General features: G+C 72.5%; 13 protein-coding genes. 3 read left to right on the top strand and 10 right to left on the bottom strand.

Annotated elements, in window-relative coordinates:
• Positions 1 to 81: 81 nt before the first annotated feature.
• Positions 82 to 465, bottom strand: a complete 384-nt coding sequence (locus ACFZDK_RS18145; protein WP_390973566.1) for a hypothetical protein — start codon at positions 463 to 465, stop codon at positions 82 to 84.
• 133 nt (positions 466 to 598) lie between these two features.
• Between ACFZDK_RS18145 and ACFZDK_RS18140 the strand changes: the two genes are divergently transcribed.
• Together ACFZDK_RS18140 and ACFZDK_RS18135 are read left to right on the top strand one after the other, a co-directional pair.
• Positions 599 to 1,039 carry a VOC family protein gene (locus tag ACFZDK_RS18140; protein ID WP_390973564.1) on the top strand — a complete coding sequence of 147 codons (441 nt, stop codon included), beginning with the start codon at positions 599 to 601 and terminating at the stop codon, positions 1,037 to 1,039.
• 216 nt (positions 1,040 to 1,255) lie between these two features.
• Entirely contained in the window at positions 1,256 to 2,194 is a 939-nt protein-coding gene (locus ACFZDK_RS18135) for an Ig-like domain-containing protein (protein ID WP_390974231.1), read from the top strand.
• Positions 2,195 to 2,439: 245 nt separating this feature from the next.
• Here ACFZDK_RS18135 and ACFZDK_RS18130 read toward each other — a convergent pair whose 3' ends face one another.
• From ACFZDK_RS18130 to ACFZDK_RS18090, 9 genes are all read right to left on the bottom strand, one after another.
• Positions 2,440 to 3,375 carry a TIM barrel protein gene (locus ACFZDK_RS18130; RefSeq protein WP_390973562.1) on the bottom strand — a complete coding sequence of 312 codons (936 nt, stop codon included), beginning with the start codon at positions 3,373 to 3,375 and terminating at the stop codon, positions 2,440 to 2,442.
• A complete protein-coding gene (locus ACFZDK_RS18125) occupies positions 3,372 to 3,980 on the bottom strand; it encodes a nucleoside deaminase (protein ID WP_390973560.1) in 609 nt (202 codons plus the stop codon). The genes ACFZDK_RS18130 and ACFZDK_RS18125 overlap by 4 nt, the downstream gene beginning before the upstream one ends.
• Positions 3,977 to 5,536 carry a GMC oxidoreductase gene (locus ACFZDK_RS18120; protein WP_390973558.1) on the bottom strand — a complete coding sequence of 520 codons (1,560 nt, stop codon included), beginning with the start codon at positions 5,534 to 5,536 and terminating at the stop codon, positions 3,977 to 3,979. The genes ACFZDK_RS18125 and ACFZDK_RS18120 overlap by 4 nt, the downstream gene beginning before the upstream one ends.
• Before the next feature lie 32 nt (positions 5,537 to 5,568).
• Positions 5,569 to 6,699, bottom strand: a complete 1,131-nt coding sequence (locus ACFZDK_RS18115) for an ROK family protein (protein ID WP_390973556.1) — start codon at positions 6,697 to 6,699, stop codon at positions 5,569 to 5,571.
• An 8-nt stretch (positions 6,700 to 6,707) separates the two neighbouring features.
• Positions 6,708 to 8,030, bottom strand: a complete 1,323-nt coding sequence (locus tag ACFZDK_RS18110; protein WP_390973555.1) for a carboxylesterase family protein — start codon at positions 8,028 to 8,030, stop codon at positions 6,708 to 6,710.
• A gap of 2 nt (positions 8,031 to 8,032) precedes the next feature.
• A complete protein-coding gene (locus tag ACFZDK_RS18105; protein ID WP_390973553.1) occupies positions 8,033 to 8,914 on the bottom strand; it encodes an ABC transporter permease subunit in 882 nt (293 codons plus the stop codon).
• Positions 8,911 to 9,783 carry an ABC transporter permease subunit gene (locus ACFZDK_RS18100; RefSeq protein ID WP_390973551.1) on the bottom strand — a complete coding sequence of 291 codons (873 nt, stop codon included), beginning with the start codon at positions 9,781 to 9,783 and terminating at the stop codon, positions 8,911 to 8,913. Before ACFZDK_RS18100 ends, ACFZDK_RS18105 begins: the two co-directional genes overlap by 4 nt.
• Complete coding sequence (locus tag ACFZDK_RS18095) at positions 9,780 to 11,078, bottom strand: extracellular solute-binding protein (protein WP_390973549.1); 1,299 nt, start codon at positions 11,076 to 11,078, stop codon at positions 9,780 to 9,782. The genes ACFZDK_RS18100 and ACFZDK_RS18095 overlap by 4 nt, the downstream gene beginning before the upstream one ends.
• A 153-nt stretch (positions 11,079 to 11,231) precedes the next feature.
• Positions 11,232 to 12,188 (bottom strand): cupin domain-containing protein, encoded by a 957-nt coding sequence (locus tag ACFZDK_RS18090; protein ID WP_390973547.1) that lies wholly within the window; start codon positions 12,186 to 12,188, stop codon positions 11,232 to 11,234.
• Positions 12,189 to 12,289: 101 nt separating this feature from the next.
• Here ACFZDK_RS18090 and ACFZDK_RS18085 point away from each other — a divergent pair, with 101 nt between their 5' ends.
• The gene (locus tag ACFZDK_RS18085) at positions 12,290 to 13,207 is read left to right on the top strand and encodes an MBL fold metallo-hydrolase (RefSeq protein ID WP_390973546.1); all 918 of its coding nucleotides are present in this window, start codon (positions 12,290 to 12,292) and stop codon (positions 13,205 to 13,207) included.
• The last annotated feature ends 3 nt before the right edge of the window (positions 13,208 to 13,210 follow it).

The raw sequence follows: 13,210 nt of genomic DNA, 5'->3' as shown, positions 1-13,210 counted from the left end.
GTACGACGCCGAACGGTACGGGGCCGCCCTCGCCAGGGGCGGCCCCCTCGTCGTCAGGCGCATTGCTGCGATCGAGGATGATCAGCCGCTGACCACCGCGGCGAAGTAGGGCCAGCCGTCCACTTCGAGGTCCTGCTCCAACGCCCGGATCCCCAGAGCGGTCGCGGCGGCGTCGAACAGGCGCCGGGCCGTTCCCGGCTCGTAGAGGTTCAGCCAGCTGCGGTCGGGGAGCCGCACGACCGTGCCCGCCTCGAAGTACGAGTTCGAGACGATCCTGTCCGGCCCGGGCGCGAAGACCAGCGACAGCCGACGCCGAGCACCCCCCTTGGGTGCCTCCGGTACCTCCGGGAAGAAGGAGAGCGTCAGGCGGCAGTCGGCGTAGTCGGGCTTCACCCGCTGCCGGACTGTCCAGTTCCAGACGGCCCCGTCCACCACGAGGCGGCGGACGCGTCGGTCGTTCCTCATCGGGCCACAGTAGAACGTCGGGGTGTTGCGAACGACGGCCTTTCTTCCGGCGATCCGGTCGACGGCGGCTCATCGGCTCCGTCCCAGGGGCGGATGCGGCTACCGTGGCCGTGCCAGGTGAAGGAGGCCCAGCATGGCGATCCAGCGGATGGACAACGTCCTCATCGTCGTCGACGACCTTGAGGCGGTCATCGCGTTCTTCGTCGAACTCGGCATGGAACTGGAGGGCAAGGGGCCACTCGAATGGCGCGGGGCGGAGCGGGTCATCGGGCTCGACGACGTGCGGCAGGACATCGCCATGCTGCGGGTCCCGAACGGCCACGGGCGGGTGGAGCTGGCGAAGTTCCACCGGCCGAAGGCCATCACTCCCGAGCCGAAGGACGCGCCGGCGAACACGCTCGGCCTCCGGCGCGTCATGTTCGCCGTCGACGACATCGAGGACGTCGTCGCCCGCCTGCGGGCCCACGGGGCAGAACTCGTCGGCGAGATCGTGCAGTTCGAGAACGTCTATCGGCTCTGCTACGTCCGCGGGCCGGAGGACATCGTCGTCGGACTGGCGGAGCAGCTCGGCTGAGGCCGGCGCAGGGGCAACCGGGTTGCCCCTCCCCACCGCTGCGGACCGATTCTTGATCCACGCTTTACGCGCCACACGGAACCGCTACCCCTGCCGAAGGGGTCACACAGGAATGTGGGGGCCTTCGGGAACCGGAGAGCGGAAAACGTGAGAAGAGCGAGGCAGGGCGTGGGACGGCGTAAGGGCGGCATAGGAATCGCACTCGGTGTGGTCGCGATGTTGGTGGGTGTGACCGCCTGCGGCGGGGGCGGCAGCGACAAGGCGAGCGGTCAGGACGCGAAGGCATCGGGCAAGCCGAGTGCGAGCGCCTCGCCGTCGCCCACGAAGCCCGCGGGCCCGCCGATGCTGCTGGAGACGATCACCCCGCAGACCGGCACCACGGTCGGCGTGGCCATGCCGATCTCGGTGATCTTCACGAACCCGGTGGCGGAGAAGGCACGGGCCACCGTTGAGAAGCACATGAAGGTCAGCGCCTCGCAGTCGGTGGTCGGCGCCTGGCACTGGATGGGCGACAAGCGCGCCGACTGGCGGCCGAAGGACTACTGGCCCTCCGGTACGAAGGTGCGGATCGACGCCGACATGACGGGCGTCAGCAACGGCAACGGACGCTACGGCGTGCACAGTTACACCCACACCTTCACCGTCGGCGACGACGTCCGCGCCGACGTCTCGGTGACCGGCCACACCATGAAGGTCACCCGCAACGGCGAGGCGGTCCGTACGCTGTCGATCAACGCGGGCAGCGCCGAGTACCCGACGTGGGACGGCACGATGGCCGTCATCGACAAGCAGGAGAAGGTCCACATGACCTCCTGCAGCGTCGGCATCAGCTGCGACAAGGGCAGCCCCAACTTCTACGACCTGACTCTGCCCTGGGACATCCACCTGACCCAGTCCGGCACGTACGTGCACTACTCGACCGGCGACCCCTACCCGGGCAGCGGCAGCGCCCGCGGCTCGCACGGCTGTGTCCACCTGTCCATGGCGGACGCCAAGTGGTTCTACGGCCAGGTCAAGCAGGGCGACCCCGTCACCATCACCGGCTCGCCCCGCGGCAAGGCCCCCGCCGACAACGGCTACGCCGACTTCAACCTGGACTGGAGCCAGTGGCTCACGGGCAGCGGATCCGGAGAGCAGACCACCACGACGCTGTGATCCGCGGCTGATCTCGACGGCCGTGCGGGCGACCTCTGTTCAGGGGGCGTCCGTACGGCCGTCCTGCTGTACGCCCGGCAGCAGCACCAGGTGGCGTTGCAGGACCGCGCGGGCCGTGTCCGGGCGTTGGGCGCGCCTCGCAGTTCCCGGTCGCCGACGGGAGTGCCCCGGCCACGCTGCGGATCTGGCCGTACGCCGAGGTGTCTGCGCCCCGTGACAATCCCGAGGCGAAGCCCGGAGGGCGTTCACCCGGCCGGTGCGAGTGCCGCCCGCGCCACCGCCGTCCCGGCCCGCAGGGCCGCGACCGGGTCGGCGGCCTCGTCGAGTTCGATGAGGACGGTGCCGGCGCCGGGGGTGCGGGACATGGCGTCCGCCCAGCCCCGCCAGTCCACGACGCCCCGGCCCAGCTCCGCCATGTACGGCTGCTGCTGGGCGTAGACGGTCTCGTCGATGGTGAGGTGCACGTCGATGGGGCCGACGGCGTCCTTCCAGTGGGCCAGGGCGATACGCGGCGCGTGGCGGCGGGCCACGGCCACCGGGTCGCCGCCGCCGAGGGCGATGTGGCAGGAGTCGGGGCACAGCCAGACGTAGCGCGGGTCGGTGAGGGCCATGAACAGGTCGATGTCCCGCTCGTACCAGAGGGTGCTGTGGGACTCCGTGTGGAGGGCGAGCCGCACGCCCTGCCGTGCGACGGCCTCGCCGACGGCGTGGGCGATGTCGGCCATCCGGCTCATGTACGCGGCGTCGACGAAGAAGGGCGGCCGGGTCCCGTACGTCGCCCGCATCGGCAGCCCGGTGACGAGGAGTCCGGCCCCCACCTCGGCGAGGAAGGCGGCGCGCCGCTCGGCGTCGGCGACGATCGCCGGGAGGTCGCCGCCGTCCCGCCAGTGCGGGGCGTCGCTGTCGGCGATGAACGCACTCACCACGGACAGGCCCCGGGCGGCGAGTTCGCCGCCGAACGCCGACGCGCTGCCGAACGCCCGCAGCGCGGAGGCGATGTCGCCGGGCGCGAAGGTCAACTCGATCCCGCTGACGCCGGATTCGGTGAGTGTGTCCATCACCCGTTCCCAGAAGGCGTCGGGGTGGGCGAGTGCCCAGGCGCGCACGGCGTCGGCGGAGTCGAGGGCCCAGAAGCCGGGGTGGTAGAAGGTGATGACGTCGGTGGCGAAGCGCGGGGTCACTCGGCACCTCCACGGGCGTTGTAGACGTCGACGCCGCCCGCGTCGACGGCCTTGCGGTAGTCCCGGAACACCGTGAGGGCCTCCTCGCGGAGCACGTCACCGACGACCTCGATCCCGCGGGCCTCGAACTGCTCGGCCCAGTCGGCGCCGAGCGGGCCCTCGTCGAAGGTGGTGATCTCCTCCAGCTCCGGCCCCTCCCCGGCGACCACCAGCGCGCGCACCCCGGACCACAGGGTGGCGCCGTAACACTGCACGCACGGACGCCAGTTGACGACCAGCTCATGGACGGGCAGCCCCGCGCCGCCCAGGTCCCAGCCGCCGGTCGCCGTCTGGGCGAGTCCGAGCGCGAGGACCTCGGCATGGGCGCTGGAGACACCGGAGGCGAGGACGACGTTCACGCCCACCGAGACGATCCGGCCGGTGTCCCGTTCGGCGACGAGCGCGGCGAACGGACCCCCGTTGCCCTCCCGCCAGTTGCGGTCGGCCAGCCGGTGCACGAGCCGCATCCGGTCCTCCCGGCCGGCGACCACGGCGGGCACGTCGGCCAGCTCGTCGTCGATCCAAGCGGGCAGCGAGACGCGGAACTCCCTGGCGATGTCGATCATGCGTGGTCCTTCTGTCGAGGGGCGGTGAGCAGGGCTCCGCGCCGAGGAGCGGTGCGGAGCGTGACGGCCCGGGCCGCCCTGACGGCGGTCATCGCGCCGGTGAGGGTGACGTTGGCGGCCATGGCGGTGGGGATCACGCCGTTGCCGGCGAGATACAGGTTGTCGAGGCCCCACACCCGGCCGTCCGGGTCGCACACGGTGGTGCCGTCGTCGGCAGGGCCGCAGCGGACCGTACCGGTGACGTGCAGCGAGGAACCCGGCGGCAGCAGCGCGCTCTCGGTCACCGGATCGAACGGGCCGAACTCCTCGGCCAGGGACCGCACTTCGTCCAGTGCCCGGTCGATCAGCGCCCGGTCGGCGGCGGAATACGCGAACTCGACGCCGATGCGCGGCATCCCGGCGAGGTCCGTGTCCGACTCCGAGAACACCAGCCGGTTCTCCGGACGCGACTCGACCGGGACGTAGAGCGAGATGCCGACCGAGTGGGCGAGCGGCCGGCCGCCCTCGTCCACGTACGTGCGGTTCATGATCTGACCGTGGAACGGCTGGCCGGGGCCGTTGCGCGGCAGCCACAGGGAGTCGGTGCAGAACTCGCCGGGGCGCGGCAGCGGCAGCGAGTCGACGTCGGTGCCGAACCGGTCGACGTCGAGCAGCACCCGGGCGGTGACGAAGGCGTGCTCGTTGAGCCGGCGGCCCAGCGCCCCGGGCCGGATGCCCGACGCGAACAGCAGTTGCGGAGTGCGCAGCGCGTCGGCGCACACCACCACGGCGTCTGCGTCGAGGTCCGACTCGTGGCCGTCGGCGACCCGGCGCAGCCGGGCGCCCGAGACCCGGCCGTCCGCGACCCGGAGCCGGGTCACGAGCGTGCCGGTGACCAGGGTGAAGACGGGGTCCGCGCCGGAGGCCATGGCAGGGAGGATCGTCCCCGGGGCGGTGCGCGGCAGGGGTCCGGCGGCCGTCGGGGTGACGGCCATGGGCATCGGCTGCGGGCGCCGGTCGGCCGGGCCGAGGCCGGCGTAGCGGCGGCGCAGCACGTCGAGCACCAGCTGCCCGGTCGGGGTCGGGCCGATCGCGGCCGGCGTCACCGCGAGCAGCCGGCGCGCGGTCTCCAGGTCCGCGGCCCAGCCGGCCGGATCCCCGAAGTCGAACACCTCGTCCCCGTCCGGCCAGGGCGTCGCGGCCGTCCAGTGCACCCCCATGCCGCCCGCGTTCCAGGCGAGCGCCGCACGGGGCATCGCCTCGGCGTCCTCCCCGAGGGCGAGCGCGTGATACATGCCCGGCGGCAGGGCGGCGAGGGATCCGGGGACATCCCGGACCACCTCGGCCCCCGTGTACATGCCCTGGACGCCGGTGGCGACCTGTTCGTTGTAGCGGGCCCACAGGGCGGGGTCGTCGAGGTCGTGCAGATGCCGTCCGGGCGCGTCGCCGATCGCGGTGCCGGCGTCGACCATCGTGATCCGCAGGGCCGGGTCGGCCGCGCGCAGCCGCCGGGCCACGACGGCGCCCATGATGCCGCTGCCCACGATCAGGACATGGGTGTGGGGGGAGTAGGTCACATGAGACTCCGTTGGTGGGTGTCGCGGAAGGGTCAGTGGCCCGGGGCGAGCGGGCCGAACAGCTCGGTGTCCATGCGGTCGAGGGCCAGCCTGACCGCGCCGACGAGCGGGGCGTCGGCGCCCAGGGCGGTCGCCCGCAGCTCGACGGCGGGGGTACGGGCGGTGCGCAGCGCCTCGCGCACCCGGGGCAGCAGCACGTCGGCCGCGTCCTCCAGACCGCCGCCCAGCACGATCAGCGAAGGAGCGACCGTCCAGGACAGCGTGGTCAGGATCGAGGCGATGTGCGCCACGAACTCGTCGACCTCCGCGAGCGCGCCGGCCTCGCCCGCCCGGGCGGCCGCGAAGCGCTCCAGCGCGACACCGCGGCGGTCCGGGTCCGGCGAGGTCAGCCAGGCGACCGGCCGGTCCTCCACCGAGCCCGTCGGCATCGACACCGCCTCGATGATCTCGCCCGCCGCGCCGTCGAGCCCCCGGTGCACGGCGCCCCGGATCAGGATGCCGAGGCCGGCCCGGTTGCCGAGCACCGCCCACACGACGTTGTCGTGGTCGCCCGCCACTCCGCGCCAACGCTCCGCCAGCGCACCCAGGTTGGAGTCGTTGTCCGCGAACCAGGGCACCGGGACCCGGCGGGCCAGTTCCCCGGGCAGATCCACGCCCTCCCAGCGGGTCGTGTGCACGAGCCGCCGTACCACTCCCTCGTCGTCGATCGCGCCGCCGCTCGCGAGCGCGCCGGCCCGCAGCCGCGCGGCCGAACCGCCCGCTGCCTCCAGCGCCTCCCGTACCAGGTCCGCCACGTCGTCGAGGGAGGCCTGCGGATCGAGGTAGGAGCGCAGCGGCCGTCGCGCGCGGCCGACGATACGGCCGCGCACGTCGGCGACGACCGCGGACACGTCCCGTGTGGTGATCCGCGCGGCCGCCAACAGGGCGTGCTCGGCCCGCAGTTCGTAGCGCCGCGCGGGCCGGCCCGCACTGCCCTGGGCGGGCACCCGGTCCAGTTCGGCCACCCAGCCGGCCGCCACCAGCGAGTCCAGGATCAGTTCGATGGTGCGCCGCGACAGAGCCGTCCGCTCCGCGAGGGCGGTCAGGGTCGTCGGCCCGGCCGACACCGCCAACGCCCGCAGGATCACCGAGGTGTTGACCCTGCGTACCGCGCTCTGGTTCATCCCCGACATCAGCACGCCGCCGCCCCCGTCCGGACCACGGGGTCGTAGACGCCGGTGGTGTCGGCGACCGGCCCCGCGCCGGGACGGCCGTACTCGCGCGCCGGATCGCCCGGCCCCCCGCCCGCCCGCGCCCAGGACGGCTCACGGCCCTGCACGAACCCGGCGAGATCGGCGTGCATCAGCGTGGCCAGTTCGGCGGGCGGACACGGGCCGAGCGCCTCCGGGACACCGGGGGCGTCGAGGACGTCGAAGAAGAACGGGATGTCCACGCAGTGCGTGGCGCCGCCCGTCGCGGGGGAGGGCCACTCGAAGGAGTACAGCCAGGTACCGGCGCCGGCCCGCCGCCGGGCGCGGGCCGCACGCGGGCAGGCGGCGCGGAAGAGGATGTCGGTCGTCCGGGTGCCCGTGGCGCGGGCGGACTCCGGGGCCGTGTCCCCGTCGAACTCGTCGCCGGTCGCCCCGAGCAGCAGCGGCACGTCCAGGCCGTGCCCGGCGAGCCCCTCGGGGACCGCCACCGGCAGGATGTCGTCCCCCGTCACCGGCCCGAGCACCAGCACTCCCTCACCCCTCACATCCCTTACCCGGCCTTGCAGTTGCTCCGCTCCGACACGCGAGAACCCCTCGCGCGTCGGCGGCACGGCGAGTCGGTCCCCGAGCCGCTCGAGGAAGCCGCGGGCCGCGCCTCGGCCGACCTCGAAGAAGCCGCCGGACATGCTCACGGCCCGCTGGAACCACCCCTCGGCGGCCGGTGAGGAGAGCAGCGCCAGTACCGCGGCGCCCCCGGCCGACTGCCCGGCGAGCGTGACCCGGCCCGGATCACCGCCGAACGCGGCGATGTTCTCCCGCACCCAGTCGAGCGCCAGCAGTACATCGCGCAGCCCGAGATTGGCCGGTACGCCGTCCAGCGGGGCGAATCCGTCCACCCCCAGGCGGTATCCCACCGTCACGGTGACGACCCCGTCGCGGGCGAAGGAACGCCCGTCGTACCAGGGGCTCGCCGGGCTGCCCGCCAGGAAGCCGCCCCCGTGCACCCACACCAGGACCGGGCAGCCCGCCCCGTCGACCGGGGCCGTGACGCTCAGGTTCAGCACGTCCTCGCCCGGCACGGACGGCTCCGGGATCGTGGTCGTCGCCGACAGCGGCACCCGCTGCGCGGTGGCTCCGGGCCGGGAGGCGTCGTACGGCTCCCGGAACCGGCCGCGAGGGACCGGCGCCGCGAACCGCCGTACACCGACGGGCGCTTCGGCGTACGGGATGCCGAGGAAGCGTCGTACCCGGCCCTCGCGGCGGCCCACCACCAAGCCCGCGGGGCACTGCACCAGATCCTTCATGGTCACCGCATTCCCGTTCCGGCGACGCCCTGCACGAAGTACCGCTGCAGGCAGAGGAAGAGCACGAGGACGGGCAGCATCACGACGATCGCGCCGGCGAGCAGCAGACCGTAGTCGGTGACGTGCGCCGCCGCCTGACTGGTCGCGGCGAGCCCCACCGGCAGCGTGTAGCTGGACATGCTCTGGGCCACGACGAGCGGCCAGACGAAGTTGTTCCAGGAGGTGAGGAACGACATGATCGTGATGGTGGCGACCGCCGGACCGGCCAGCGGCAGGAAGATCCGGACGAAGATCCGGAACTCGCCCGCCCCGTCGATCCGGGCGGCCTCCAGCAGCTCGTCGGGGATCGACAGCGCGTACTGCCGCATGATGAACACCGAGAGCGGCAGCGCCACGGCGGGGAGCGCGATACCGGTCAGAGTGTCGGCCAGGCCCAGGTCGACGGTGATCACGAACTGGGTGACGAAGACCGTGGTGAACGGCACCATCATCGCCGCCATGACCGCGCCGAACGCGAGCCGGCGGCCCGCGAACTCCAGCTTGGCGAGGGCGTAACCGGCGGCCGACGCGGCCACCACGTTGCCGACGACCACCATGACCGCGACGACCACGCTGTTGACCAGGAACCGGCCGAAGCCCTGCGTCCGGAACAGCCGGGCGAAGTTGTCGAAGGTGACATGGTGCGGCAGCCAGGCGCCCGGATCGGAACGGATCTCGTCCAGGCTGCGCAGCGACCCGCCGACCACCCACACGAACGGCAGCAGCGTCAGCAGCGCGCACAGCACCAGCGCGCCGTACAGCAGGGGCTGGGAGAGCGACCGGTGGCGTACGGCGATCCGGTCGGCGGCGGGTTCGGCCTTCTGGTATGCGGCTACGGCGGTCATGAGCGGGGCCTCAGCAGTCGGAACTGGACGACACTCACCAGGGCCACCAGGACGAGCATCACGAAGGACGCGGCGGACGACATGCCCAGCTCACCCGAGCCGAACTGGTGGTAGGTGTACAGCGCCACCGACTCGGTGGAGCCGAGCGGGCCGCCGTCGGTGAGCAGATAGGGCTCGTCGAACACCTGGAGGTAGAAGACGGTCAGCAGCACGGACACCATCAGCGTGGTGGGCATCAGCATCGGCAGCGTGATGTGCCGCAGCTGCCGCCATCGGCCCGCTCCGTCGAGGGCGGCCGCCTCGTACACGTCCCGGGGGATCGCCTGCAGCCCGGCGAGGAACAGCACCATCGCGGTGCCGAAGTTGCGCCAGACACCGAGCGCGATGACCACGGGCATCGCCAGGTGGGTGTCGTCCAGCCAGTTCGGCCCGGCCAGGCCCACGGCGGAGAGCACGCTGTTGACGGTGCCGTTCTCGTTGAAGGCGTACCGCCAGATCAGGGCGACCGCGACGACGTTGGTGACGACCGGCGCGAAGAAGACCGTACGGAAGGTGCCGCGCAGCCGCCGGATCCCGGAGTCGAGGGCGAGCGCCAGTCCGAACCCGACGGCCATCGTCAGCGGCACCCCGACGGCCACGAACAGCCCGGTGTTGAGGACGTCCCGTACGAAGCTGTCGTCCTGGAACAGCCGGACGTAGTTCTCCAGGCCGGTGAAGTTCACCGCGAGCGGATGCCGCAGGTCCGAGCCGCGCAGGTCGGTGAGGCTGAAGCCGAGCGCGGCGACGGTGGGGACGGCCGTGTAGAGCACGAAGACGAGCGTGAACGGTGCGAGGAACAGCCAGCCGACAGCCGTCCTGCGGGTCCTCACTTCGCTCCCGTGCCGAGGCTCTCGGCGTACGCCTGCACGTTCGCCGCCGCCTTCGCCGCGCTCTCGGTGCCCTTGGCCACGGCCTCCGTCTCCTTGCCGAGCCGGGTGGCGACCTGCTGCCAGGTGGACACGCGTGGGAACGCCCGGGTGTTCTTCAGCTGGGTGAGGAAGGCGTCGAGCAGCGGCTGCCCCTTGATCGCCGCGTCGTCCCAGGCGGAGACGACGGCCGGCAGCGAGCTGTACGCCTTGTACTGCGCGACCTGGGTCGCGGGCTTGGCGAGGTACCGCACGAACTTCCACGCCGCGTCCGGATTGGCGCCGTCCGCGAGCACGCCCCAGCTGCCGCCCGCGGAGAAGGAGGCACTGCCCGACGAGCCCGCCGGCAGCGGAGCGGTGGCGACATGGGCCGCCGTCCAGCCCTCCTTCTTCGCCGCGGTGTCGAGCTGCCCCACGACCCACGGGCCGGTGATCATCATGGCCGTCTTCCCGGACACGAAGTACGGCTGCGCGTCGAGGAACGTCGGTCCGCCGGTGTCGGCGACCCCGGAGGTGAAGAACGACGCGTTGTACGTGAGCGCGTCGACCATGGCCGGCGTGTTCAGCGTCCACTTCCCGCCGGAGAGCAGCGAACCGCCCGCCTGCCAGGCGTACATGGCGACGTCCTGGCCGTTGAAGACGTCCCAGCCGATGTCCGCCCCGAGCCCGTGCCCGGCGCCCGCGCGCTGCAGGGCCTTCAGGAACGGCACCATCCCGTCCCAGGTCGTCGGCGCCTTGACACCGGCCTCGCGGGCGAGGTCGGAGCGGTAGACGAGCGCGTAGGTGTACGCGTACCAGGGGACCGTGTAGGCGACGTCCCCGACCACACCGGCCTGCCACAGGCTCGTGAAGAAGGACTTCGGGTCGACCAGCCCGTCCGGCACCGCGCGCAGGATCGACGGATCGAGGAACTGCGCCTGCGACTCCGGGAAGAACTGGGCGACGTCCGGCCCCTTGCCCGCGGCGATCGCGGACTGGAGCTTCGTGTAGTACTCGGCGTTGGGGATCAGCGTGAACTTCACCGTGAGCTTCGGGTTCGCGGCCCGGAACGGCTTGATCACCTTGTCCAGGACGTCCGCGTCACCCTGGGCGGCCCACACGTTCAGGGTGCCGGTGGCGGGGGAGTCGCCGACGGGTGTGGCGGAGGATGCGGCGGCGGGGGTCGCGGTGTCGCGGCCACAGCCGGTCAGGGCGCCGGCGCCGAGCAGCGCCAGGCCGGCGGACAGCTTCAGGGCACCGCGTCTGGAGGGAAGGGACACTCGGGGGCTCCTGGATTTCGCGGGAAAGCAGCGTTATTGCTGACTGCGAAGCTACGAAGGCCGTGTTGCACCGAAATGGCCGAGCCGTCACGAATAATTTCGGAACTTGTAGCGAAATCCAGCGGCCGTGCGGGGCGACGGTGCCCGCCGCGTTTACGCCCCCGGAGGGACGGCCTCCGGGAGACCTTGTCCGCGCTCCGCGGCCTGGACCCGGTACCGCCCCGGCGTGAGGCCGAACTCCCTTTCGAAGGCGTGGGACAGGGCGTACGGGCTGCCGTAGCCGACCCGGTCCGCGATGGCGGCCAGGGTGTCCGGGGTGTCTCGCAGCAGGCCCGCGGCGATGATCAGGCGCCACCAGGTGAGGTACGCCATCGGAGGGCGGCCCACCAGGGCGGTGAACCGGCGCGCCAGGGTCGGGCGGGAGACGCCCGCCGCCGCGGCCAGGCGGTCGTTGCCCCAGGGCGCCGCCGGGTCCGCGTGCAGGGCCCGCAGGGCGGCGGCCGTCACCGGGTCGCCCAGCGCGGCGGGCCAGGCGCCTCCCGTGGTCTCGGCCATCCAGGAGCGGATCATGTAGACGAGGAGCAGGTCGAGCAGGCTCGGCAGCGCCACGCCGGCCCCGGCCCGTCGTTCGTCCAGCTCGCCGGCGAGCAGGTCGATCGCGGCACGGAGTTCGGGATGGCGGCCCACCCGGTTGGGCAGATGGACGACCTCGGGAAGTTCCGTCATGAGCGGGTGCATCCGGCTGCAGTCGAGCCGGTACTTGCCGCAGAGCAGCTCCGTCGCGTCCCGGTCGGGCGGCCAGGCCCGCGGCCCGGTCTCCTCGGACCAGCGCTCGAACGGCACCGCCTTCGCCGCCGCGACCGCCGGGTCGAGCGGGGAGTCCGCGATCACATGGCCGGTGCCGTGGGGCAGCAGGACGGCGTCCCCCACACCGAGGGACACCGGGGCGCCGCCGTCGGGCACCAGCCAGCAGCCGCCCTGCAGCACCACGTGGAAGCCCGCACCGTCGTACGGGTCAAGCCGCGTGCACCAGCTCCCACCGATCCGCACCCGGTTCGAGGAGGGGTGCCCGAGGTGTACGGCGGAGATCGCGTCGCTGACCACGTCCATGCGCCCAGCGTATCCCCCGTACACACGCATGAGACGGATGCGTATCCAGGTGAGCGTGGAGCGCATTGAGAGGCTCACTCGGCCTCTCTAGGCTCGAGCTCATGACGAACGAGACCGAGAGTGCGCAGAGCATGGTGCTGGGGGATGTCGAGATCATCCGGGTGGTCGAGTGGCAGCAGCCGTTCGCGCCGACCTCCGACATGTTCCCGGAGGTCCCCGCCGAGGTGTGGAAGGAGAACGAGGACTGGCTGGTACCGGACCACTGGGAGCCGCACAGCGACCGGGCGGTGCTCGCCCTGCAGACGTGGGTACTGCGCAGCGCCGGGCGGACCGTCCTGGTCGACACGGGCGTGGGCAACGGGCGCGAGCGGCCGGGCATGGCGCCCTTCCACCGACGTCAGGGCGACTTCCTCGGCCGGCTGGCGAGGGCCGGGGTGCGCCCGCAGGACGTCGACGTCGTCGTCAACACCCACCTGCACGCCGACCACGTCGGCTGGAACACCGTCGACGCGGGCGGGGAGTGGGTACCGACGTTTCCCAACGCCCAGTACCTCGTTCCGGCCGCCGACGACTTCCACTACGGCCCGCGCAACACCGGCGGGGACGGCCTCCGGGAGGTCGACCGACTGATCTACGAGGACAGCGTCGCGCCCGTGCACCGGGCCGGACAGGTCGTGCTGTGGGACGGCCTGCACCACATCGACGAACACCTGACGCTGGAGTCCGCGCCCGGCCACACCCCCGGTTCCTCCGTGCTGCGCCTCGCGTCGGGGAGCGACCGTGCGGTCTTCGTCGGAGACCTGGTGCACAGTCCGGTGCAGATCCTCCAGCCCTGCTGCAACAGCGGCGCCTGCCTCGACCCGGAACAGGCGGCGCAAAGCCGCAGCCGCATCCTCGAACGGGCGGCAGACGAACGCGAACTGCTCATCCCCGCGCACTTCGCCGGCGCGGGCGCCGTCGAAGTACGCCGGGGGGACGGCGGGTTCGTCCTCGGGCCCTGGGCCACGACCGCGCGCTAGCGT

This window comes from Streptomyces sp. NPDC007901, from assembly GCF_042959465.1.
In the GTDB taxonomy this organism is placed as follows: Bacteria; Actinomycetota; Actinomycetes; order Streptomycetales; family Streptomycetaceae; genus Streptomyces.
Note: the sequence above shows the minus strand (reverse complement) of the source record. Positions and strands in the feature narration are given on the sequence as shown.

Excerpts from the sequence above, each read along its gene's own strand:
- ACFZDK_RS18145 (WP_390973566.1), bottom strand. The coding sequence starts at position 465 with ATGAGGAACGACCGACGCGTCCGCCGCCTCGTGGTGGACGGGGCCGTC.
- ACFZDK_RS18140 (WP_390973564.1), top strand. The coding sequence starts at position 599 with ATGGCGATCCAGCGGATGGACAACGTCCTCATCGTCGTCGACGACCTT.
- ACFZDK_RS18135 (WP_390974231.1), top strand. The coding sequence starts at position 1,256 with ATGTTGGTGGGTGTGACCGCCTGCGGCGGGGGCGGCAGCGACAAGGCG.
- ACFZDK_RS18125 (WP_390973560.1), bottom strand. The coding sequence starts at position 3,980 with ATGATCGACATCGCCAGGGAGTTCCGCGTCTCGCTGCCCGCTTGGATC.
- ACFZDK_RS18115 (WP_390973556.1), bottom strand. The coding sequence starts at position 6,699 with ATGAACCAGAGCGCGGTACGCAGGGTCAACACCTCGGTGATCCTGCGG.
- ACFZDK_RS18110 (WP_390973555.1), bottom strand. The coding sequence starts at position 8,030 with ATGAAGGATCTGGTGCAGTGCCCCGCGGGCTTGGTGGTGGGCCGCCGC.
- ACFZDK_RS18105 (WP_390973553.1), bottom strand. The coding sequence starts at position 8,914 with ATGACCGCCGTAGCCGCATACCAGAAGGCCGAACCCGCCGCCGACCGG.
- ACFZDK_RS18090 (WP_390973547.1), bottom strand. The coding sequence starts at position 12,188 with ATGGACGTGGTCAGCGACGCGATCTCCGCCGTACACCTCGGGCACCCC.
- ACFZDK_RS18085 (WP_390973546.1), top strand. The coding sequence starts at position 12,290 with ATGACGAACGAGACCGAGAGTGCGCAGAGCATGGTGCTGGGGGATGTC.